This is a genomic window from Trinickia sp. HAY1-2D (assembly GCF_056754935.1).
In genome coordinates, this window is sequence record NZ_JBPGWX010000002.1 from 2,279,301 (window position 1) to 2,300,238 (window position 20,938).

Annotated in this window: 21 protein-coding genes; 11 read left to right on the forward strand and 10 right to left on the reverse strand. The window is 62.9% G+C overall.

Annotated features, from left to right (window positions below; translation table 11 throughout):
• Positions 1-54 precede the first annotated feature (54 nt).
• The 3 genes from thrC to ACR9ZC_RS17790 form a co-directional block, all read right to left on the reverse strand.
• The gene (gene thrC / locus ACR9ZC_RS17780) at positions 55-1,506 is read right to left on the reverse strand and encodes a threonine synthase (protein ID WP_481581299.1); all 1,452 of its coding nucleotides are present in this window, start codon (positions 1,504-1,506) and stop codon (positions 55-57) included.
• 18 nt (positions 1,507-1,524) lie between these two features.
• Positions 1,525-2,850, reverse strand: coding sequence for a homoserine dehydrogenase (locus ACR9ZC_RS17785; RefSeq protein ID WP_331569851.1), 1,326 nt, complete (start codon positions 2,848-2,850; stop codon positions 1,525-1,527).
• Positions 2,851-2,915: 65 nt separating this feature from the next.
• Positions 2,916-4,154 carry a pyridoxal phosphate-dependent aminotransferase gene (locus ACR9ZC_RS17790; protein ID WP_481581300.1) on the reverse strand — a complete coding sequence of 413 codons (1,239 nt, stop codon included), beginning with the start codon at positions 4,152-4,154 and terminating at the stop codon, positions 2,916-2,918.
• A 297-nt stretch (positions 4,155-4,451) separates the two neighbouring features.
• Here ACR9ZC_RS17790 and ACR9ZC_RS17795 point away from each other — a divergent pair, with 297 nt between their 5' ends.
• The 11 genes from ACR9ZC_RS17795 (at position 4,452) to ACR9ZC_RS17845 (ending at position 16,127) form a co-directional block, all read left to right on the forward strand.
• Entirely contained in the window at positions 4,452-4,826 is a 375-nt protein-coding gene (locus ACR9ZC_RS17795; RefSeq protein WP_331569855.1) for an Mth938-like domain-containing protein, read from the forward strand.
• A 151-nt stretch (positions 4,827-4,977) separates the two neighbouring features.
• Positions 4,978-6,726 (forward strand): phospholipid carrier-dependent glycosyltransferase, encoded by a 1,749-nt coding sequence (locus ACR9ZC_RS17800; protein WP_481581301.1) that lies wholly within the window; start codon positions 4,978-4,980, stop codon positions 6,724-6,726.
• Between the two features lie 64 nt (positions 6,727-6,790).
• Positions 6,791-7,162, forward strand: a complete 372-nt coding sequence (locus ACR9ZC_RS17805; protein WP_481581302.1) for an SMR family transporter — start codon at positions 6,791-6,793, stop codon at positions 7,160-7,162.
• Positions 7,163-7,212: 50 nt separating this feature from the next.
• Complete coding sequence (locus tag ACR9ZC_RS17810; RefSeq protein ID WP_481581303.1) at positions 7,213-8,367, forward strand: DegT/DnrJ/EryC1/StrS family aminotransferase; 1,155 nt, start codon at positions 7,213-7,215, stop codon at positions 8,365-8,367.
• Between the two features lie 6 nt (positions 8,368-8,373).
• On the forward strand, positions 8,374-9,411 hold the full coding sequence (locus ACR9ZC_RS17815) for a glycosyltransferase (protein ID WP_481581304.1): 1,038 nt from the start codon (positions 8,374-8,376) through the stop codon (positions 9,409-9,411).
• Complete coding sequence (locus ACR9ZC_RS17820) at positions 9,408-10,364, forward strand: formyltransferase (RefSeq protein WP_481581305.1); 957 nt, start codon at positions 9,408-9,410, stop codon at positions 10,362-10,364. The genes ACR9ZC_RS17815 and ACR9ZC_RS17820 overlap by 4 nt, the downstream gene beginning before the upstream one ends.
• The gene (locus ACR9ZC_RS17825) at positions 10,361-11,428 is read left to right on the forward strand and encodes a bifunctional UDP-4-keto-pentose/UDP-xylose synthase (RefSeq protein ID WP_440562362.1); all 1,068 of its coding nucleotides are present in this window, start codon (positions 10,361-10,363) and stop codon (positions 11,426-11,428) included. Before ACR9ZC_RS17820 ends, ACR9ZC_RS17825 begins: the two co-directional genes overlap by 4 nt.
• Before the next feature lie 15 nt (positions 11,429-11,443).
• Positions 11,444-12,340 carry a polysaccharide deacetylase family protein gene (locus ACR9ZC_RS17830; RefSeq protein ID WP_481581306.1) on the forward strand — a complete coding sequence of 299 codons (897 nt, stop codon included), beginning with the start codon at positions 11,444-11,446 and terminating at the stop codon, positions 12,338-12,340.
• 70 nt (positions 12,341-12,410) lie between these two features.
• The gene (locus tag ACR9ZC_RS17835) at positions 12,411-12,902 is read left to right on the forward strand and encodes a peroxiredoxin (RefSeq protein ID WP_440562363.1); all 492 of its coding nucleotides are present in this window, start codon (positions 12,411-12,413) and stop codon (positions 12,900-12,902) included.
• Between the two features lie 315 nt (positions 12,903-13,217).
• Positions 13,218-15,044, forward strand: a complete 1,827-nt coding sequence (locus ACR9ZC_RS17840) for a PhoH family protein (protein ID WP_481581307.1) — start codon at positions 13,218-13,220, stop codon at positions 15,042-15,044.
• 285 nt (positions 15,045-15,329) lie between these two features.
• Positions 15,330-16,127: a C40 family peptidase gene (locus tag ACR9ZC_RS17845; RefSeq protein ID WP_481581308.1), complete on the forward strand. Its 798-nt coding sequence runs from the start codon at positions 15,330-15,332 to the stop codon at positions 16,125-16,127.
• A 21-nt stretch (positions 16,128-16,148) separates the two neighbouring features.
• Here the strand turns inward: ACR9ZC_RS17845 and ACR9ZC_RS17850 are convergent, their stop codons facing one another.
• From ACR9ZC_RS17850 to rpsF, 7 genes are all read right to left on the reverse strand, one after another.
• Entirely contained in the window at positions 16,149-17,159 is a 1,011-nt protein-coding gene (locus ACR9ZC_RS17850; protein WP_481581309.1) for an inorganic phosphate transporter, read from the reverse strand.
• A gap of 22 nt (positions 17,160-17,181) precedes the next feature.
• On the reverse strand, positions 17,182-17,808 hold the full coding sequence (locus tag ACR9ZC_RS17855; RefSeq protein ID WP_331569878.1) for a DUF47 domain-containing protein: 627 nt from the start codon (positions 17,806-17,808) through the stop codon (positions 17,182-17,184).
• Positions 17,809-17,937: 129 nt separating this feature from the next.
• Positions 17,938-19,326, reverse strand: coding sequence for a replicative DNA helicase (locus ACR9ZC_RS17860; protein WP_440562367.1), 1,389 nt, complete (start codon positions 19,324-19,326; stop codon positions 17,938-17,940).
• A 122-nt stretch (positions 19,327-19,448) separates the two neighbouring features.
• Entirely contained in the window at positions 19,449-19,901 is a 453-nt protein-coding gene (rplI, locus tag ACR9ZC_RS17865; protein WP_481581310.1) for a 50S ribosomal protein L9, read from the reverse strand.
• 27 nt (positions 19,902-19,928) lie between these two features.
• The gene (rpsR, locus tag ACR9ZC_RS17870; RefSeq protein ID WP_018442035.1) at positions 19,929-20,204 is read right to left on the reverse strand and encodes a 30S ribosomal protein S18; all 276 of its coding nucleotides are present in this window, start codon (positions 20,202-20,204) and stop codon (positions 19,929-19,931) included.
• Positions 20,205-20,206: 2 nt separating this feature from the next.
• A complete protein-coding gene (gene priB / locus ACR9ZC_RS17875) occupies positions 20,207-20,506 on the reverse strand; it encodes a primosomal replication protein N (protein WP_173256133.1) in 300 nt (99 codons plus the stop codon).
• A 50-nt stretch (positions 20,507-20,556) separates the two neighbouring features.
• Positions 20,557-20,934 (reverse strand): 30S ribosomal protein S6, encoded by a 378-nt coding sequence (gene rpsF, locus ACR9ZC_RS17880; protein ID WP_173256132.1) that lies wholly within the window; start codon positions 20,932-20,934, stop codon positions 20,557-20,559.
• Between the last annotated feature and the right edge of the window lie 4 nt (positions 20,935-20,938).

Sequence of the window (20,938 nt, forward strand, 5' to 3'; positions counted from 1 at the left end):
CGTGCGCTGCGGACGGTGCGCTGCCGTTGCCGACAGCTCGCCGGGACGCCGGCCTCAAAGCCCGGTATGGGTCGCGATGAACTCCTTCACGCGGCCCGCATCGGCCGGCAGCACCTCGAAGCGCTGCGGCAGCGACTCGAGCCCCTCGAACCCGGCCGGCCGTTCGGGGTCGCGTCCGAGCGCCTCGCGAATCGTTTCGCCGAACTTGATGGGCTGCGCCGTCTCCAGCACGACCATCGGCACGCCGGGCTCGAGATGCTCCCGGGCCACCTTGACGCCGTCGGCGGTATGCGTGTCGATCATCGTGCCGTAGCGGGAGAAGACATCGCGGATCGTCGCGACACGGTCCGCATGCGTGCTGCGTCCCGAAACGAAGCCGAATTCGCGCACGCGGGCAAAATCGCCGCTCGCGGCCAGATCGAAGCCGCCCTTTTCCTCGACGTCGCGAAAGAGCTGCAGTACACGCGACGGATCGCGGCCCAGCAGATCGAAGACGAAACGCTCGAAATTCGACGCCTTCGAGATGTCCATGCTCGGGCTGCTCGTATGGAACGTCTGAGCCGCGCCGCGCACGCGATAGACGCCGGTGCGGAAGAATTCGTCGAGTACGTCGTTTTCGTTGGTGGCGACGACGAGTTTGGCGATCGGCAACCCCATCATGCGTGCGATGTGCCCCGCGCAGACATTGCCGAAGTTGCCGGAGGGCACCGTGAACGACACGCGCTCGTCGTTCGAGCGTGTCGCCGCGAAATAACCCTTGAAGTAATAGACGACCTGAGCCACCACGCGCGCCCAGTTGATCGAATTGACCGTGCCGATATGCTGCCGCGATTTGAACGCGTGATCGTTCGACACCGCCTTCACGATGTCCTGACAGTCGTCGAAGACGCCTTCGACGGCAATGTTGAAGATGTTCGGCTCTTGCAGGCTGTACATCTGCGCCGTCTGGAACGCACTCATCTTGCGATGAGGCGAAAGCATGAAAACGCGCACGCCGGCCTTGCCACGCATCGCGTACTCAGCCGCGCTGCCCGTGTCGCCCGATGTGGCGCCGAGGATGTTCAGCGTCTGCCCATGCTTCGCGAGCGCATACTCGAACAGATTGCCGAGCAGTTGCATCGCCATGTCCTTGAACGCAAGCGTCGGACCGTTCGACAGCTCGACGAGTGCGAGCGGCGCGCCGTTCTCCACCCCGAGCTGCCTCACTGGCGTGATCGCCTGGGCATCGTCGCCCGAGCGCGCGTTGCAATAGACGTCGGCGCGGTAGGTGCGCCGCGTCAGCGCGCGCAGATCGTCGGCCGGGATGTCGTCGGTGAACTTCGACAGGACTTCGAAGGCGAGGTCGGCATAAGGCAGAGCGCGCCAGCGCGCGAGTTCCTCGGTCGAGACACGAGGGTATTCAGCCGGCAGGTACAGACCGCCGTCCTTCGCGAGACCACCCAGCAAGATGTCGGAGAACGTATGGCGCTCGCCGATGCCGGCGCCACGCGTCGAAATGTAGTTCATAAGGAATCTCTCTTCGGCTCAGGCAAGCGCTTCGATACGCAGTTTCGTGACGTTCGAGACGACGGTCGCGAGCGCCTCGATCCGAGCGATGGCCGCATTGACGTTTTTCTCGAGCGTCTCGTGCGTGATGATGACGACGTCCGTCTGCCCGTCCCCGGCGACCTGCTCCGCTTCGCGTTGCAGCATGGCATCGATGGAAATGCCCGCGTCGGCAAGCAGGCGCGTGACATCGGCGAGCACGCCTGTCACATCCGCCACGCGCAGGCGCAGGTAATAGCCGCTCGTGACCTCTTCGATCGGCAGCACCGGCGTGTCCGACAGGCTTTGCGGCTGGAACGCGAGGTGCGGCACGCGATGCTCGGGATCCGCCGTATGCAGGCGGGTCACATCGACGAGATCGGCGACGACGGCCGATGCCGTCGGTTCCGCGCCCGCGCCCTTGCCGTAGTAAAGCGTCGCGCCGACAGCATCGCCATGCACTTCGACCGCGTTCATGGCGCCTTCGACGCTCGCGATGAGGCGCTTGGCCGGAATGAGCGTAGGGTGCACGCGCAACTCGATGCCGCGCGCCGTGCGCCGCGTGATGCCAAGCAGCTTGATGCGATAACCGAGGTCTTCGGCGTACTTGAGATCGGTGGCATCGAGCTTCGAGATGCCTTCGACGTAGGCGCGATCGAATTGCATCGGCACGCCGAACGCGATGGCGCTCATGATCGTGAGTTTATGCGCGGCGTCGATGCCTTCCACATCGAAGGTCGGGTCCGCTTCGGCATAACCGAGTGCCTGCGCGCCCGCAAGCGCTGTCGCGAAGTCGACCCCGCGTTCGCGCATCTCCGAAAGAATGTAATTCGTCGTTCCGTTGATGATGCCCGCGATGTACTGAATGCGATTGGCCGTCAGGCCTTCGCGCAGTGCCTTGATGATCGGAATGCCGCCCGCCACGGCCGCCTCGAACGCCACCATCACGCCTTTCTCGCGCGCCGCCGCGAAAATCTCGGTGCCATGCACGGCCAGGAGCGCCTTGTTCGCGGTGACGACATGCTTGCCGTTGGCGATGGCGCGCAGCACGAGTTCGCGCGCGATACCGCTGCCGCCGATCATCTCGGCCACGATGCCGATCGCCGGATCGTCCACGACGGCGTTGAAATCGGCACCGACTTGCACATCGCTCGCGGCCTCGCCCAGGGCGGCAAGCGCCTTGGCCGGGTTGCGCACGGCGATGCGAGCGATTTCGATGCCGCGTCCGGCGCGGCGTTTGATTTCTTCCTGATTGCGCCGCAGCACCGTGAAGGTGCCGCTTCCTACCGTGCCGAAGCCCAACAGGCCAACTTTGATCGGTTCCATGCAGCGTCTGAGTCGATTGGATAATGCGTTGATGAGTGTGTCCTGCGCCCGCGCCTCGCGTAGCGTCACATGCTGTGACGTTTGCGGTAGCCCTCGAGAAACCGCGCGATGCGGTTGATCGAATCGGTCAGATCGTCGGCGTTCGGCAGGAATACGACCCGGAAGTGATCGGGACTCGGCCAGTTGAAACCCGTGCCTTGCACGAGCAACACACGCTCTTCGAGCAGCAGATCGAGCACGAACTGCTGATCGTCCTGGATCGGATAGACCTTCGGGTCGAGCCGCGGAAACATGTACAGCGCGGCCTCGGGCTTCACGCAGCTGACGCCCGGGATCGCATTGAGCATCTCGTAGGCAATCTGGCGCTGCTTGTGCAGCCGCCCGCCCGGCATGATGAGATCGTCGATGCTCTGATAGCCGCCCAGCGCGGTCTGAATGGCGTACTGTCCCGGCACATTGGGGCAAAGGCGCATCGAGGCGAGGATGCCGAGCCCCTCGAAGTAGTCTTTTGCACGCCGGCGGTTCTCGCCTGTCAACCCCGAGACGTACATCCAGCCGGCGCGGTAGCCGCACGAACGGTAGCTCTTCGAGAGGCTGTTGAAGGTGACCGTCAGCACGTCCTCGGACAATGCGGCGACCGACGTGTGCTTCTTGCCGTCGTAGACGATCTTGTCGTAGACCTCGTCGGCGAAAATGACAAGGCCGTGCTGGCGCGCGATCTCGAGCAAACCGAGCAGCAATTCGTCCGAGTAGAGCGCACCCGTCGGATTGTTCGGGTTGATGATGATGAGCGCACGCGTGTTCGGCGTGATTTTCGCGCGCACATCGTCGAGATCGGGCATCCAGCCATTCGATTCGTCGCACAGATAGTGCACGGGCGTGCCGCCGGACAGACTCACAGCGGCCGTCCACAGCGGATAATCGGGCGCCGGCAGCAGGACTTCATCGCCGTCGTTGAGCAAGCCCTGCATGGCCATCACGATCAGTTCGGACGCGCCGTTGCCGATGTAAATGTCGTCGAGCTCGACCCCTGCCACGCCCTTTTGCTGCGTGTAGTGCATGATCGCCTTGCGCGCCGCGAACACGCCCTTCGAATCCGAATAACCCGACGAAGCGGGCAGATTGCGGATCATGTCCTGGACGATTTCCTCGGGCGCATCGAAGCCGAACGGGGCGAGGTTGCCGATGTTGAGCTTGATGATCTTGTGACCTTCGTCCTCGAGGCGCTTGGCATGCTCGAGCACGGGCCCGCGGATGTCGTAGCAGACATTCAACAGCTTGTTCGATTTGAGAATCGGTTTCACGGCGACACTGTTCCTCGGGAAAGGCCTGAAGGGGCGAAAGCGCTGGCAGCCGAGGCGCCGGACGCGCCAGGACGGTGCCGGGCGCGGCGGCGAATTCACCGGGTGGGGGAGCACGCGAGGCGGGCCAACGCGTCAGCGCTTTTGGCGCTCGTTGCCAGACTCCCCGCACGGCAATCGCGATGCAAAGGGCGCCGCCAGGCGGCTAAAAAGTTATAATTTAGCGGATTTCGGCCAACTTTCGCAATGCACAATCGCTAGGAGCCGAAAGCCAGCCGGGAAACTACGGAAAAAACGGATTTGAAATTACACCAGGATTCGAGCGGCGCCCTGAACACGGTCACCGGTTACGGCGCCCACTATGTGGAGATCAATCTCCAGCGCCACGAAAGCAGCGTCGTCGTGGTGCCGGACGCGCCCGTCGTCGACTGGCCCGTCTCGTCGTTCGACATGCTGAGCGTGGAACACTTCGAGATCGTGCTGGCCACCGAGCCCGAGGTGGTCGTCTTCGGCACGGGCGCACGCCTGCGGTTTGCGCATCCGCGTCTGACGGCCGCGCTCACGGCGCGACGCATTGGCGTCGAATCGATGGATTTCATGGCCGCCTGCAGGACTTACAACATTCTGATGGCCGAAGGCCGCCGGGTCGCCGCGGCGCTGCTCATCGAGCGATGACGGTTCGCCGCGCGTGCCGTGCCGCGTCCGGGGGTGCAGTCGTAGCAGCGGCGCTCTCAGCGGTGCGAGGAGCCGGCCGTGCGCCGGCGGCGCGCCGTACCGTCCATACCCATTGGCCGCTGCCGCGGCTTCGCTAAACGGATTCCGACTCATGCCGCTTCAACGTTACTCCCGCGCCGCCGGCGCCAGTCCGGCAGACGGCCACGCCCCGTACGGCGCGGGCCTCGCGCAGCAGTTGCCGGCGGGCCGCGTCGCCATCGCCTTGCTCGTCCTCGCGCTGGCCATCATCTGGTTCGTGCCGCTCGGCTTGCGGCACCTCGTGCCGAGCGACGAAGGCCGCTACGCAGAGATGGCCCGCGAGATGCTGGTCACGGGCGACTGGATCACGCCGCGCTACAACGGCTACAAATACTTCGAAAAGCCGCCGCTGCAGACCTGGGCCAACGCCCTGACGTTCGCCTGGTTCGGCATCGGCGAGTGGCAAGCCCGGCTCTACACGGCATTGACAGGCTTCGCCGGCGTATTGCTCGCGGGCTTCACGGCCCGGCGGCTCGTGAGCCCCGCCGCGGGTTTCGCCACGGCGCTGGTGCTGGCGAGCGCGCCCTACTGGAACCTGATGGGGCACTTCGACACGCTCGACATGGGCCTCTCGTTCTGGATGGAATGCGCGCTGTGCACGTTGCTGCTCGCCCAGCGCGCCGACGCCGCCACGCGCGAGCGCCGCGCCTGGATGTGGGCATGCTGGGCGGCCATGGCGCTGGCGGTACTCTCGAAAGGGCTCGTCGGGCTCATCCTGCCCGGTGCCACGCTCGTCTTTTACACGCTGATCGAGCGCGACTGGGCCATCTGGAAGCGCCTTCATCTCGCGAGCGGGCTCGTCGTCTTTTTCGCCATCGCGGCGCCCTGGTTCGTGCTCGTTCAGCTGCGCAACCCGGAATTCTTCAATTTTTTCTTCGTCGTCCAGCAATTCGAGCGCTACCTCACGCCCGACCAGCACCGCCCTGGGCCAATCCATTATTTCGTCTGGGTCGTCCTCGTCGGTTTCCTGCCGTGGCTGTCGATCGCGGCGCAAAGCCTGCGTCACGCGGCACGCGCGCCGCGCGAGGCCAACGGCTTCAGGCCCGCGATGCTGCTGTTCGTCTGGACGGCCTTCATCTTCGTCTTTTTCAGCGTATCGCATTCGAAGCTCGTTTCGTACGTGCTGCCGATCGCCCCTGCGCTGGCCCTCGTCATCGGCGCCTATTTGCCGCATGTTTCGCGCGATGCGTGGCGCCGCCATCTGCTCGGCTATCTCGCCCTGCTGGCGATCGTCGCCGTCGGGGCCATCTTCATCGGCCGCTTCGGCGATGCCCGCACGCCGAACGCGCTTTATCTGGAATTTCGCAACTGGGTGTTCGCGGCGGTGGGCGTCGCCGCCGCGCTCACGCTGGTGGCGCTCTGGATCAACCGGCGCGCGCAGGCTTCGGTGCTGCCTTCGGCAACCGCATTCGCCGCGGCGTGGCTGATGCTGGCGACCATCGCGGGCACGGGCCACGAAGCATTCGGCCGGTATAGTTCCGGTGCGCTCCTCGCACCGGCCGTCAAAGCGGCACTTGCGCGGCTGCCGGCCGACGCACCGTTCTATTCCGTCGGCCTGCTCGATCACACGTTGCCGTTTTACGTCGGCCATACGACGATCATGGTCCAGGACGCGAACGAACTGACGTTCGGCGTCCACCAGGAACCGCAAAAATGGGTCCCGACCATCGCCGAATGGATCGAGCGCTGGAAGGCCGCGCCGTACGGGCTGGCGGTCATGACCCTCTCGCGCTACGACGAACTGGCGGCCGCCCATGTGCCGATGCGCGTGATTGCACGCGACACGCGCCGCGTGGTCGTTGAGAAACCCGGCGCCCCATGAAGCTGCATCTGAATCCGAATCCGAACCTGTCGGCGCCGCGCGTGCGGCGCCTCCGCGATTTCCAATGAACCCAATTTCGCTATTTTGCATTCTGGCGGGCGTGACACTGAACGCCGGCGCGCAGTTGCTGCTCAAGGCCGGCGTGAACGTCGTTGGACACTTCGAATTCACCCGTGCGAACATTGTGCCCATTGGCCTGAAACTCGCCACCCAGGTGCCGATCGTCGGCGGTCTGGCCTGCTACGTCGTCAGCGTGGCTGTCTGGGTCGTCGGGCTGTCGCGCGTCGACGTGTCGGTTGCCTATCCGATGCTTTCGCTCGGCTACGTCGTCAACGCATTTGCAGCCTGGTATTTGTTCGGCGAAGCGCTGTCGGTACACCGGCTGGCAGGCATTGCCATTATTCTGGTCGGCGTCGTGGTCCTCGCGCGCAGCTAAGCCTCACCGGCTGCCCCGTTCTTTTTATCCATGCACAGCATTCATCATTCATGACCCAGCAAGCCCTCCCCTTTTTGCCGTTCGTGCGGCCCGAGATCGACGAGGACACGATTCAGGGCGTAGCCGACGTGCTGCGCTCCGGCTGGATCACCACCGGCCCTCGGAACACGGCTTTCGAGAAACAATTGTCCGAGTTCTGTGGGGGCCGTCCCGTGCGCACGTTCAATTCGGGCACGGCCACGCTCGAAATCGGCTTGCGCATCGCGGGGATCGGCCCCGGCGACGAGGTCATCACGTCGCCCATTTCATGGGTCGCGACAGCGAACGTCATCCTCGAGGTCGGGGCAACACCGGTTTTCGTCGATATCGATCCGCTCACCCGCAATCTCGATCTGAATCTCATCGAACAGGCCATCACGCCGCGCACGAAGGCGATCATTCCGGTCTATCTTGCAGGGCTGCCCGTCGATATGGACCGGCTCTACGAGATTGCGCGCGCCTACAAGCTGCGTGTCGTCGAAGACGCAGCGCAGGCGATCGGCGCCACCTGGGGCGGCGAGCGCATCGGCAAGCTCGGTGACCTCGTCTCGTTCAGCTTTCACGCGAACAAGAATCTGACCTCCATCGAAGGGGGTGCGCTCGTGCTCAACGACGAACACGAAGCCGAACTCGCGCGCAAGTACCGGTTGCAAGGCGTTACCCGCACGGGCTACGACGGCATGGACTGCGATCTGCTTGGCGGCAAGTACAACCTGACCGACGTGGCGGCGCGCGTGGGGCTCGGGCAATTGGCGCGGCTCGAGCGCTTCGTCGCGCAACGCAAGACGCTGGCGCGGGCGTATTTCGAGGGGTTCGAAAACGGCGCCGCGAGCGCGCTCGGTATCGGGCTGCCCGTGCGCGACTTCGAAAACGGCAACTGGCACATGTTCCAGATCGCCCTACCGCTCGCGCGGCTCACGATCGATCGCGCCGGCTTCATGCAGAAGATGCATGACACATATGGCATTGGCACAGGCGTGCATTACCCCGCCATCCATCTGTTCACGCTTTATCGCGCGCGCGGCTTCGCACCGGGCATGTTCCCGCACGCCGAGCGCTACGGCGCATCTACGCTCACGCTGCCGCTTTTCACGCAAATGACCGAAGCCGATGTGGCTCGCGTCACCGCCGCCGTCAATGAAATCTGCGAACATCACGGGAAATAAGCGGACATGACTCATACGGAATATCGTTCGACGCATCCTGAAGTGTCGGTGATCATCCCGGTCTACAACGAAGAAGCCGGCCTCAAAGCGCTTTTCGCGCGTCTGTATCCCGCGCTCGACGCGCTGCGCACGACCTATGAAATCATCTTCGTCAATGACGGCAGCCGCGACAAATCGGCGGCAATGCTCGCCGAGCAGTTTCGCGCGCGCCCCGATACCACGCGCGTCGTTCTGTTGAACGGCAATTACGGGCAGCACATGGCGATTCTCGCGGGTTTCGAGCAATCGCGCGGGGCGATCGTGCTGACGCTCGATGCCGATTTGCAAAACCCGCCCGAGGAGATCGGCAAGCTCGTGGAGAAGATGCGCGAGGGCTATGACTACGTCGGCTCGATCCGGCGCGAGCGGCAAGATACGCTCTGGCGGCGCAAGGCTTCTCGTGCGATGAACCGCCTGCGCGAACGGATCACGCACATCCGCATGACCGACCAAGGCTGCATGCTGCGCGCCTACAGCCGGCAGATCATCGATACGATCAACCGCTGCGGCGAGGTCAACACGTTCATTCCCGCGCTTGCCTATACATTCGCGCAAAACCCGATCGAAATCGAAGTCGCTCACGAGGAACGCTTTGCGGGCGAATCGAAGTATTCGTTTTACAGCCTCATCCGGCTGAATTTCGATCTTGTAACGGGCTTTTCGGTCGTCCCGCTGCAGTGGCTGTCGTTCATCGGTGTGATCCTTTCGATGGGTTCGGCCGGGCTGTTCCTGCTGCTCGTCATTCGCCGCTTCGTCATCGGTGCGGAAGTCCAGGGCGTGTTCACGCTGTTCGCCATCACGTTCTTCATGCTCGGCGTCATCATCTTCGCGCTCGGACTGCTCGGCGAGTATATCGGCCGGATCTACCAGCAGGTGCGCGACCGCCCACGCTATCTGATCCAGACCGTGCTCGAGGCACGAGAGGCACTGCCTACGCCCTTCGCAGCGGTCACGACGCCCGCTCCCTCGGGCGAACACATCGCGCAGGGAGACTCGCATCGATGAAACCGCGCGCCGTCGTTTTCGCCTACCACAACGTCGGTGCCCGCTGCCTGCGGGTGCTGCTGGCGCGCGGGGTCGATGTCGCACTCGTCGTGACGCACGAGGACAACCCGCTCGAGAACATCTGGTTCGAAAGCGTGGCGGCCGTGGCCGCCGAGTATGGAATCGAGACGATCACGCCGCGCGAGCCGGCCGGCGACATCTTGCGCGACGCGGTACGCCGCGCTCAGCCTGAGTTCATTTTCTCGTTCTACTACCGGCACATGCTGCCGATCGATGTGCTCGCGCTCGCGCCGCGCGGCGCCTACAACATGCACGGATCGCTGCTGCCCAAATATCGCGGGCGCGTGCCGACGAACTGGGCGGTGCTGAACGGGGAGACGGAAACCGGCGCAACGCTGCACGAAATGAGCGTCAAGCCCGATGCAGGCGCCATCGTCGGCCAGACGAGCGTGCCGATCTTGCCCGACGACACGGCGCAGCAGGTGTTCGACAAGGTGACGGTCGCAGCCGAGCAGACGCTTTGGCGCGTGCTTCCCGCGCTGCTTGCGGGCGAGGCCCCGCATCTGCCGAACGACATCGCAAACGGCAGCTACTACGGCGGGCGCAAGCCCGAAGACGGCCGCATCGATTGGTCGTGGCCGGCCGAGCGTGTCTACAACCTCGTGCGCGCCGTCGCGCCGCCCTACCCGGGCGCATTCACCGATATCGGTGACGAACGCTTCATCGTGGCCCGGGCCCGGCTCGCGCCGATCGGGGACGCACGTGTTGCCGCCCTCGCGAATTTGCCCCCGGGTCTGCACGTAAGCGATAATGCGCTTTTCGGCCTGTGCGGCAATGCACGCGCCATCGCCATCTCGGAGTTGTGGCACGCGCACGACGGGAAAACGGTCGTGGTCACCCCTGCCCAATTCACCCAGCTCACCGAGCTCACTCACCGCATCCGTCATTCATGAAAACCGAAGGTTCCGCTAAAAAAGTCCTGATTCTCGGCGTCAATGGCTTCATCGGCCATCACCTGTCCAAGCGAATCCTCGAAACGACCGACTGGGAAGTCTTCGGCATGGATATGCAGACGGACCGGCTCGGCGAGCTCGCGAACCATGAGAGGATGCACTTCTTCGAAGGCGACATCACGATCAACAAGGAGTGGGTCGAGTATCACGTCAAAAAGTGCGACGTGATCCTGCCGCTCGTTGCGATCGCCACGCCGGCCACCTACGTGCAGCAGCCGCTGCGCGTGTTCGAGCTCGACTTCGAAGCGAATCTTCCGATCGTCCGCTCGGCGGTGAAGTACCGCAAGCACCTCGTTTTCCCGTCGACGTCCGAGGTCTACGGCATGTGCGCCGATGAAGAGTTCGATCCGGCAGCCTCGCCGCTCACCTATGGCCCGATCAACAAGCCGCGCTGGATCTACGCCTGCTCGAAGCAGTTGATGGATCGCGTGATCTGGGGTTACGGCATGCAGGAGGGGCTCGATTTCACGCTCTTCAGGCCGTTCAACTGGATCGGGCCGGGCCTCGATTCGATCTACACGCCGAAGGAAGGCAGCTCGCGCGTGGTCACTCAGTTCCTCGGGCACATCGTGCGTGGCGAGAATATCAGCCTCGTCGATGGAGGCTCGCAAAAGCGGGCCTTCACCGATATCGACGACGGCATCAGCGCCCTCATGAAAATCATCGATAATCCGGCCGGCATCGCATCGGGCAAGATCTACAACATCGGCAACCCGAAGAACAACTTCTCGGTGCGCGAATTGGCGCACAAGATGCTCGCACTGGCGGCGGAGTACCCGGAGTACGCCGAATCGGCAAAAGCGGTGAAGCTCGTCGAGACTTCGTCGGGCGCCTACTACGGCGAGGGCTACCAGGACGTTCAGAACCGTGTGCCCAAGATCGAGAACACGATGGCCGATCTCGGCTGGGCACCGCTGGCCACGTTCGACGACGCCTTGCGCAAGATCTTCGAAGCCTATCGCGGCCATGTCGAGCTGGCACGCGCGCTCGTCGAACAGCAATAACGCGCGGGCGCCCCGTTGGCTCGCATCGTCCTCAAGATCGACGTCGATACGCTGCGCGGCACGCGTGAGGGCGTGCCGAATCTCGCGCGCCTGTTCGATCGCTACAAGGCCCGCGCGACCTTTCTCTTCAGCCTCGGTCCCGATCACACGGGCTGGGCATTGCGGCGCGTCTTCCGCCCCGGGTTTCTGAAAAAGGTGTCGCGCACCTCGGTGGTCGAGCACTACGGCGTGCGGCAACTCATGTATGGCGTGCTGCTGCCCGGGCCGGACATCGGCTTGCGGGCGGCGGCCGAGATGCGGGCCATTCATGAGTCCGGCTTCGAATGCGGCATCCATACCTGGGACCACGTGTACTGGCAGGACAACGTCCGCAACCAGTCGCGCGAGTGGACGCTGCGGGAAATGAACAAGTGCCACGAACGATTCGTGACGATCTTCGGCGCGGCGCCCGCCACGCACGGCGCCGCAGGCTGGCAGATGAACGAGCATGCGTTCGAACAGATCGATGCCTGGGGCATGCCGTATGCATCCGACGGGCGTGGCCACGGGCCGTATCGCCCGGTCGTTGGCGGGCGCGCCCTCGCCCATGTCCAGCTGCCGACGACGCTTTCGACGCTCGACGAATTGATCGGCGTCGATGGGCTCGACGAAACCAGCGTCGCCGCGCGGCTGCTCGCTTCGACCGAGCATAATCCCCACGATCAGGTCTTTACGCTGCATGCGGAACTGGAAGGGCAAAAGCTCGCGCCGGTATTCGAGCAACTGCTCGCGGGGTGGCGCGCACAGGGTCACACGTTTGCGACAATGGGCGACTACCATGCGACGCTGGACCGCGAATCGCTGCCATCGTACCCTGTCACGTGGGGTGAAATTCCGGGGCGCTCGGGCGAGTTGATCGTCCAGCCCGACTGAGGCGCGCGTGCGGTGCAGCGCGCCTTCAGGCAAGCGCGCCTCGTTGTCGATGCCCGATAGAAGAATGAGAATGCCTTGCGCAGTAAGAAAGGAGAACCAGGTGCCCATTGCAGTCGACCAACCCGTCCCTGATTTCACGGCCGCCGCGACCGGCGGCGACTTCGCGCTGTCCGCGCTGAGGGGCAAGAAGCTGGTCTTGTATTTCTATCCCAAGGACAACACCCCGGGTTGCACGACCGAGGGTCTGCAGTTCCGCGATCTGTATCCCAAATTCAAGAAAGCCGGCGCGGAGATCGTCGGCGTTTCGCGCGATAGCCTGCGCTCGCATGACAACTTCAAGGCGAAGCTGGAATTGCCGTTTCCGCTGATCTCGGACGCTGACGAAACGCTTTGCAAGCTCTTTGACGTCATCAAGATGAAAAAGATGTACGGCAAAGAGGTGCGCGGCATCGAACGCTCGACCTTTCTCATCGATGCCGAGGGCGTGCTACGGCGCGAATGGCGTGGCGTCAAGGTACCGGGGCATGTCGACGAAATCCTCGAAGCTGTACAAGGACTTTGACGCGCGTTATATTGCGTTGCAATGAGTCCGCATTCACCCAGTTTCCGCCGTTGCCGCGCTGGCGTTGTCGAACGCCGCAGAGGTTTCACTCGCAAGGCGCCGCACGACGCTCGAAGTCGAGCCGCTTGCTCCGTTTCAGCCGGGGCGGCGGCTTTTTTATTTTGCTCTGAAGGAGTCGATCGAAATCTAGGCGAACCGGCGTTTCGAAACTGACAGCGCGCTACCCCGCCGCGGCTCGAATGGCCCCCATTTGCAGCCCGATCGAGCCGCGGCGGGGCAGCGTACGATATGCGACCCGATTCATTGAGGGAAACCATGCCTTTGCCTACCCCGCCCAGCAAACTCGGCAATCTGTTGCCGCCGGATGAATTCAAGGCCAAAGCCCGGCCTGCAAAAAACGCGAAGAAACAGGGCATTGCAGGGGAGCAAGCAGAAGCGGCCGAATTCGACACGATCAGTGGCTCGACGGACGTCGCCGAGCCGCTGGCGCGCGCGGCCAACTCGGCCACCACGCTGCGACCCGTACAAACGCCCGTGGCCGCTTCGTCCAACGACGATGCCGGCGCACCGGCTGGGCGTACCCGAAAATCGAAGCAGACGGCAGCTTTACTGCAGCCCGTGCCCCAGCCGCAACCTGTCGCCCGGCAAGAGGAACCCGCCAGCGATGCGCGCTCGGCCGCCAATATTGCGCGCGGCGCCAACGCCAAGCCTAGCCCGACACGTTCTCGCAAGAGCGATGCGGAAACGGAAGTGCGAAAGCTCTTCGTGCTCGACACGAACGTGCTGATGCACGACCCGACCTGCCTCTTCCGGTTCGAGGAACACGACGTCTATCTGCCGATGATGACGCTCGAGGAGCTCGACAACCACAAGAAGGGGATGTCGGAGGTCGCGCGCAACGCACGCCAGGTCAGCCGTACGCTCGACGCGCTCGTCGCGAATGCCGGGCCGATCGCGGAAGGACTGCCGCTCGCAAGGCTAGGCAGCCGCGAGGCGCTGGGCCAACTCTACTTCCAGACGACGCTCAACGATATCGCGCCCGTGGAAGGGCTCCCGCAGGGCAAGGCCGACAACCAGATTCTCGGCGTGGTTCGCGCGCTTCAGCGCGATCGCCCGGATCGGCAAGTCGTCCTGGTGTCGAAAGACATCAACATGCGGATCAAGGCGCACGCCCTGGGTTTGCCCGCCGAAGATTACTTCAACGATCAAGTCCTCGAAGACAAGGACCTGCTCTTCTCCGGCATTCGTTCGCTCCCGCAGGATTTCTGGACGAAGCATGCCAAGGGCATGGAAAGCTGGCAGGACAACAAGACCGGCACGACCTACTACCGCGTGACCGGCCCGGCCTGTTCCTCGTTGCTCGTCAACGAATTCGTCTATCTGGAACCCACCAACGGGGAGCCGACATTCCACGCCATCGTGCGCGAGATCAACGGCAAGACGGCGCTTTTGCAGACCTTGCGCGACTACAGCCACCACAAGAACAACGTGTGGGGCATCACGGCGCGCAACCGCGAGCAGAACTTCGCGCTCAATCTGCTGATGAATCCCGATATCGACTTCGTGACGCTGCTTGGCCAGGCCGGTACCGGCAAGACGCTCGTCGCGCTGGCAGCGGGGCTCGCACAGGTGCTGGACGAGAAGCGCTACAACGAGATCATCGTCACGCGCGCCACGGTGCCCGTCGGCGAGGACATCGGCTTTCTGCCCGGTACCGAGGAAGAGAAGATGCAGCCGTGGATGGGCGCTTTCGACGATAACCTCGAAGTCCTGCAAAAAACGGACGACAACGCGGGAGAATGGGGACGCGCCGCGACGCAAGAGCTGATCCGCTCGCGGCTGAAAGTGAAAAGTATGAATTTCATGCGTGGGCGCACCTTCGTCGACAAGTACCTGATCATCGACGAAGCGCAGAACCTGACGCCGAAACAGATGAAGACGCTGGTCACGCGCGCGGGCCCCGGCACGAAGATCGTCTGCCTCGGTAACATCGCGCAGATCGATACGCCCTATCTGACCGAAGGCAGCTCAGGCCTCACCTATGTGGTCGACCGCTTCAAGGGCTGGGCTCACAGCGGCCACGTCACGCTCGCGCGCGGCGAACGTTCGCGGCTCGCCGACTACGCGTCCGACATTCTCTGACAGGCGCGCGACACGCGAGCGCTCGCGGCAGACATCGCGTCAAAGCCCGGCCCCGGCCGGGCTTTTTTTTCGGGCTGCCCCGACCGGGCCGTCACTGGCTGCACCGCCTACGAAAATCCGTGGATCGAAGCGAAAACGTCCATCGATTGCAACGCTTCTCATCCAAACTTCAAGTGATTTCTCAGGAAATCTTGCCGCACGCCCGTCCAACGGGCTACTATCGGTCGCACCAGTCCATTCCTCTGCCTTGCGTCCGAGAAATCGACGCCGCTTAGCCGCTGCGCCATGCGACGACTTGCCCTTCTCGCTTCCGTCTCACTGCTTCTGGCCGCGTGTTCGAGCGTCCCGACGAATACCGCGCGCTCCAACGCGCCTGGAGAGGCGTGGCGCACGAAGCCGCGCGGCTTGCCGAATTTCGTCGATCATTCGATCGGCCGCGAGGAAATTTCCGTCCAGGCGATGAGCCTCGTAGGCGTGCCCTATCGCTGGGCCGGCAATACGCCGGCGAGCGGGTTCGACTGCAGCGGGCTCGTGCAATATGTGTTCGGCCGTGCCGCGGACATCAAACTGCCGCGCACGACAGCGGCGATGAGCGAGCGCGGCCAGCCGATCGACCCCGACGAAATCGCAGCCGGCGATCTGGTTTTTTTCAATACGTCGGGCAGGCCCCACTCGCACGTGGGCATCTATGTCGGCAAGCTGCGTTTCGTCAATGCCCCTTCGACGGGCGGCACGGTGCGGATCGATTATTTGACGAATCCCTACTGGGCGAAGCGCTTCGACGGCATCCGGCGCATGGCGCCGCCGGTTGGTCAGCCGGCTCCCTTCGACGCGCCGACTTATCTTGCCGCGCCCCGGCAGCCGACGGCTCCCGTTTCCACCGCCCGAACCGAAGCCGGACCCGCGGAGGACGTCGAGACGCCGGCGCAGGCACTGGCAAGGATGCAGCATTACAAGCCGCTTTCCGAACGCGACGATCCATGGGCCGATACTGGCGCGCCCGCCGCCGCAGATGCGGACGCGGCCTCGGCCTCGGCCTCGGCGAACGACGACCCTATCGCCCGTTTCGCGACCAGCAAGTAACCTGCGCCGACGCGCCGCAGTCTAGAGCAGACGCTGCCCGACCCACCAGGCCGCCGCAGCCAGGACCGCTGAGGCCGGAATCGTCAGCACCCATGCCCACACGATATTGCCCGCCACGCCCCATCGCACGGCCGAAAGCTTTTGCGTCGCGCCCACACCGACGATTGCGCCCGTGATCGTATGCGTCGTCGAAACGGGCACGCCGAGCGCCGAGGCGGTGAACAGCGTAATCGCACCGCCTGCTTCGGCACAGAAGCCTCCGACCGGCTTGAGCTTGGTGATCTTTTGTCCCATCGTGCGCACGATCCGCCAGCCTCCGAAAAGCGTACCGAGGCCCATCGACAGGTAGCACAGGCCGATCACCCAGACCGGTGGCGCATCGGCTGTGGCCGAGGCAAAGCCGGTCGCGATCAGCAGCATCCAGATGATGCCGATCGTTTTCTGCGCGTCGTTGCCGCCGTGGCCCAGGCTGTAGAGTCCCGCGGAAATGAATTGCAGGCGCCGGAAACGACGGTCCACCTTGCTCGGCGGGGTGCGAAAGTAGATCCACGAAACCGCGAGCATGAAAAACGAGCCGAGCACGAAGCCGAGCAGCGGCGAAATGAAAATGAAGGCGACCGTCTTGATGAGCCCGTTGAGGTTCAGCGCCCACCACCCCGACTTCGCCAGCGCCGCACCGACGAGGCCGCCGATCAATGCATGCGACGAACTCGAAGGAATGCCGAAACGCCAGGTCAAAATGTTCCAGATGATGGCGCCGACGAGAGCGCCGAAGACGACGTAATGGTCGACGATCTGTGGATCGATCGTTCCTTTACCGACTGTTTGGGCGACCTTCAGGTGGAAGATGAAATAGGCGATGACATTGCAGGCCGCCGCGAATGCCACCGCTTGTTGAGGCTTCAGCACCCCGGTCGACACGACGGTGGCGATCGAGTTCGCCGCATCGTGAAAGCCGTTCATGAAATCGAAAACAAGGGCAACGGCGATCAGCATCGCAAGCGCCCACAGCGCAATCTGTATCGAATGCATCGGTCAGGTCCGGTCGGCTCGTTCAGGCGTTTTCCAGCACGATGCCTTCGATGATGTTCGCGACGTCCTCGCACTTGTCGGTGACCGCTTCGAGCAGTTCGTAGACCGCCTTCACCTTGATCAGCGTCTTGACGTCGTCCTCCTCGCGAAAGAGCTTCGACATAGCCGAGCGCAGAACCCTGTCAGCCTCCGACTCCAGACGATCGATCTCTTCGCAAGCCGTCAGAATGGCACGCGCCTGACTCATGTCCGACAGCATGTTGACAGCCTGCTGTACATGTTTGGACGTGCCCGTGCAGATGTGCGCGAGTTCACGCGCCTCGGAGCTCAACGCCTGGACATCGTAGAGCGAGATGGCCGTGGCGACGTCCTCCATGAGATCGAGGATGTCATCCATCGTCGTGATCAACTTATGGATTTCGTCGCGATCGAGCGGCGTAATGAAGGTCTTGTGCAGCAGGTCGATGGTTTCGTGCGTGAGCTTGTCCGCCGCTTTTTCGTTGACCTGTACGCGCTGCTTGTGCACTTCGGCTTCGCCGAGGTTGTCGATCAGGCGTTCGAGCTCTTCGCTCGCAGCAACGATGCACTTCGCGTGCTCATTGAAGATTTCAAAGAATTTGCCCTCGGTGGGCATGAAACGACCGAACATGGCTATCCCGGGAGAGAGACGTCTGTGACTGACACAAAATCGCAACATTGTACCGGGTAGCGCCGCTTCCCCCAATGGTTGCAACCGTTTATGACAGGCAATTCGTCGTCGGGCCGCACTTTGCTGCGCTCACTCGCCGCCGTGGAAAGTCTGTGCGCCGGCGAAGTTGTCGAACTTCGTGTATTGGCCCAGGAATGTCAGTCTGACGGGCCCGATCGGGCCGTTACGCTGCTTGCCGATGATGACCTCGGCCGTGCCTTTGTCGGGACTGTCGGGGTTGTAAACTTCGTCCCGGTAAATGAACAGAATGACGTCCGCGTCTTGTTCGATTGCACCGGATTCGCGCAGATCGGACATCACGGGCCGTTTGTTCGGCCGCTGTTCGAGGCTTCGGTTCAACTGCGACAGCGCAATCACCGGTACATCGAGTTCCTTCGCCAGGCCCTTGAGCGAACGCGATATTTCGGAGATTTCGGTCGCACGGTTTTCGCCGGGCGAACTGCCCGACATCAGTTGCAGATAATCGACGATGATGAGCCCGAGCTTGCCGCATTGACGCGCGAGCCGCCGCGCGCGCGAGCGCAGCTCCATCGGATTGAGGCCGCCCGTCTCATCGATGAACAGTTGCGCCTCGCTCATCTTTTGCACGGCATGCGTGAGCTTGGGCCAATCTTCGTCGGTAAGCCGCCCCGTGCGCATGCGGTGCTGATCGAGCCGCCCGACCGACCCCAGCATCCGCATGACGAGCTGCGTGCCCGGCATTTCCATCGAAAAGACCGCTACCGGCAAACCATATTCCACCGCCACGTACTCGCCGATGTTCATCGAGAGCGCGGTCTTACCCATCGACGGTCTGCCTGCGACGATGATCAACTCGCCGCCATGCATGCCCGATGTCATGCGATCGAGATCGACGAAGCCCGTCGGTGTGCCCGTGACGTCGCTCGGATTGGCCGTGTGATAGAGCGTGTCGATACGCTCGACGACCTGCGTCAGCAGCGGCCCGATTTCGAGGAAGCCCTGTGTGCCGCGCGCGCCGTCTTCCGCAATCGAAAAAACTTTCGATTCGGCTTCGTCGAGCAGCTGCCGAACTTCCTTGCCCTGTGGATTGAAGGCGTCCGCCGAAATTTCATCCGCCACCGAGACGAGGCGGCGCAGCACGGCGCGGTCTCGCACGATCTCGGCGTAGCGGCGAATATTCGCCGCGCTCGGCGTGTTCTGCGCCAGTGCGTTCAGATAGGACAGCCCGCCAACCTCGTCCGCTTTGCCCGCACTCGTCAGCGCTTCGTAGACGGTCACGACGTCGGCGGGACGCGTGGACGCGATGAGCCGGCCGATGTGCTCGTAAATGAGGCGGTGGTCGTAGCGGTAAAAATCGCTCTGGGACAGGAAATCCGCGATGCGGTCCCACGCCGCGTTGTCGAGCAGCAACCCGCCCAATACGGACTGCTCGGCCTCGATCGAATGCGGCGGGACTTTGAGCGACTCGAGCTGGGGGTCTTTGGACGGTGCGTTCATGGGGAGGAATTATCGCGAAATGGCGAGCCGTCCGCCACAGAAACGAAAAAGGGCAGTAGCCGAAAACCGGCTCCTGCCCTCGTTCGCTTGGCGCCGCAGCATGTGCGGCGTTCAAGCATGCGTCAGGCGTGCTCGCCGAGCACCGAGACGTTGACGTCGACTACGACGTCCGTATGCAGCGAAACCTGCACCGGGTGGTCGCCCACCATCTTCAGCGGCCCCGTCGGCATGCGCACTTGCGCCTTCTCGACAGCGAAGCCTTGCTTCGTCAGCGTTGCGGCGATGTCCGCGTTCGTGACCGAACCGAACAGGCGACCGTCTACGCCGGCCTTCTGTGCGATCTGGACCGTCAGGCCCGACATCTTTTCACCGAGCGTTTGCGCGGCGGCAAGCTTTTCACCGGCGATTTTTTCGAGTTCGGCGCGACGGACTTCGAACTCGGCGATCGCGTCCTTCGTGGCACGGCGGGCCAGTTTCTGCGGGATCAGGAAGTTACGGGCGTAACCGTCCTTCACCTTGACGATGTCGCCGAGGTTGCCCACGTTGACGACTTTTTCCAAAAGAATGATTTGCATTCGAATTCTCCTTGTGCCGTCGTCCGCTTAGGCCTTGTGCAGATCGGTGTACGGCAGCAGCGCGAGAAAGCGCGCGCGCTTGATTGCCGTATCGAGCTGGCGTTGATAGTGGGCCTTCGTACCCGTCAGACGAGCCGGCGTGATCTTGCCGTTTTCGCCGATGAAGTCCTTCAGCGTTTCGATGTCTTTGTAGTCGATGTACTCGACGCCAGCAGCCGTGAAGCGGCAGAACTTCTTGCGCTTGAAGAGCGGGTTTTGTTGCTGACGGCGCTTGTCGAACTTCTTACCAGTAGGGCGGGGCATGTTCAGTCCTTTCCAATGTCCTGCAATTCTGTGATGTGAAACACCAAGGTTCTCGCGTTACGGCTTTTCTTGGCCAGAAAGCCCGTGAAGAGCGCTTCTACGCCCATCTCGCAGCTTTCGAGCTGTCCGCTCGCGGCGCCTGCGGCCACCGCGGGCATCGTCAATTCGACTTGCCGGGCGATACCGGCTTCGACGACTTCCGCGCGGTGCTGCAATGTGCAGCTTGCGATCGGCACGCCAGCCGGCGTGTAGCGCAGCGGTTCGCGCTCGATCACACTGGCCGTGAGTTGCAGCCTGTTCACGAAAGCGGTAAAGAGCCTGAAAAACCTTGGCGGCTTCTAACGTGAATCCGTTAAGCCTGCGCTTCGGACGGCTGCGACGAGACGGCCGCCTTCTTGGCTTCTTCGCGCTGCACTTCCTTCATCATCGGCGACGGGCCGGTTTCGGCCTTCTTCATCTTGACGATGAGGTGGCGCAGCACGGCGTCGTTGAACTTGAATGCGTGCTCGAGCTCTTCGAGCGTTGCCTGATCGCATTCGATGTTCATGCAGACGTAGTGAGCCTTCGCGAGTTTCTCGATCATGTAGGCCAGTTGGCGACGGCCCCAGTCTTCGATGCGGTGGATCTGACCGCCACGCGTGGTGATCGTGGACTTGTACCGCTCGATCATGGCGGGCACCTGCTCGCTCTGATCGGGGTGCACGACGAATACGATTTCGTAATGACGCATACAC

Coding starts and splice junctions, on each gene's coding strand:
- ACR9ZC_RS17810 (WP_481581303.1), top strand. CDS start 7,213: ATGACCCAGCAAGCCCTCCCCTTTTTGCCGTTCGTGCGGCCCGAGATC.
- thrC (WP_481581299.1), bottom strand. CDS start 1,506: ATGAACTACATTTCGACGCGTGGCGCCGGCATCGGCGAGCGCCATACG.
- rplI (WP_481581310.1), bottom strand. CDS start 19,901: ATGCAAATCATTCTTTTGGAAAAAGTCGTCAACGTGGGCAACCTCGGC.
- ACR9ZC_RS17785 (WP_331569851.1), bottom strand. CDS start 2,850: ATGGAACCGATCAAAGTTGGCCTGTTGGGCTTCGGCACGGTAGGAAGC.
- ACR9ZC_RS17845 (WP_481581308.1), top strand. CDS start 15,330: ATGCGACGACTTGCCCTTCTCGCTTCCGTCTCACTGCTTCTGGCCGCG.
- ACR9ZC_RS17825 (WP_440562362.1), top strand. CDS start 10,361: ATGAAAACCGAAGGTTCCGCTAAAAAAGTCCTGATTCTCGGCGTCAAT.
- ACR9ZC_RS17835 (WP_440562363.1), top strand. CDS start 12,411: ATGCCTTGCGCAGTAAGAAAGGAGAACCAGGTGCCCATTGCAGTCGAC.
- ACR9ZC_RS17800 (WP_481581301.1), top strand. CDS start 4,978: ATGCCGCTTCAACGTTACTCCCGCGCCGCCGGCGCCAGTCCGGCAGAC.
- ACR9ZC_RS17815 (WP_481581304.1), top strand. CDS start 8,374: ATGACTCATACGGAATATCGTTCGACGCATCCTGAAGTGTCGGTGATC.
- ACR9ZC_RS17855 (WP_331569878.1), bottom strand. CDS start 17,808: ATGTTCGGTCGTTTCATGCCCACCGAGGGCAAATTCTTTGAAATCTTC.
- rpsF (WP_173256132.1), bottom strand. CDS start 20,934: ATGCGTCATTACGAAATCGTATTCGTCGTGCACCCCGATCAGAGCGAG.
- ACR9ZC_RS17850 (WP_481581309.1), bottom strand. CDS start 17,159: ATGCATTCGATACAGATTGCGCTGTGGGCGCTTGCGATGCTGATCGCC.
- ACR9ZC_RS17860 (WP_440562367.1), bottom strand. CDS start 19,326: ATGAACGCACCGTCCAAAGACCCCCAGCTCGAGTCGCTCAAAGTCCCG.
- rpsR (WP_018442035.1), bottom strand. CDS start 20,204: ATGCCCCGCCCTACTGGTAAGAAGTTCGACAAGCGCCGTCAGCAACAA.
- ACR9ZC_RS17840 (WP_481581307.1), top strand. CDS start 13,218: ATGCCTTTGCCTACCCCGCCCAGCAAACTCGGCAATCTGTTGCCGCCG.
- ACR9ZC_RS17820 (WP_481581305.1), top strand. CDS start 9,408: ATGAAACCGCGCGCCGTCGTTTTCGCCTACCACAACGTCGGTGCCCGC.
- ACR9ZC_RS17805 (WP_481581302.1), top strand. CDS start 6,791: ATGAACCCAATTTCGCTATTTTGCATTCTGGCGGGCGTGACACTGAAC.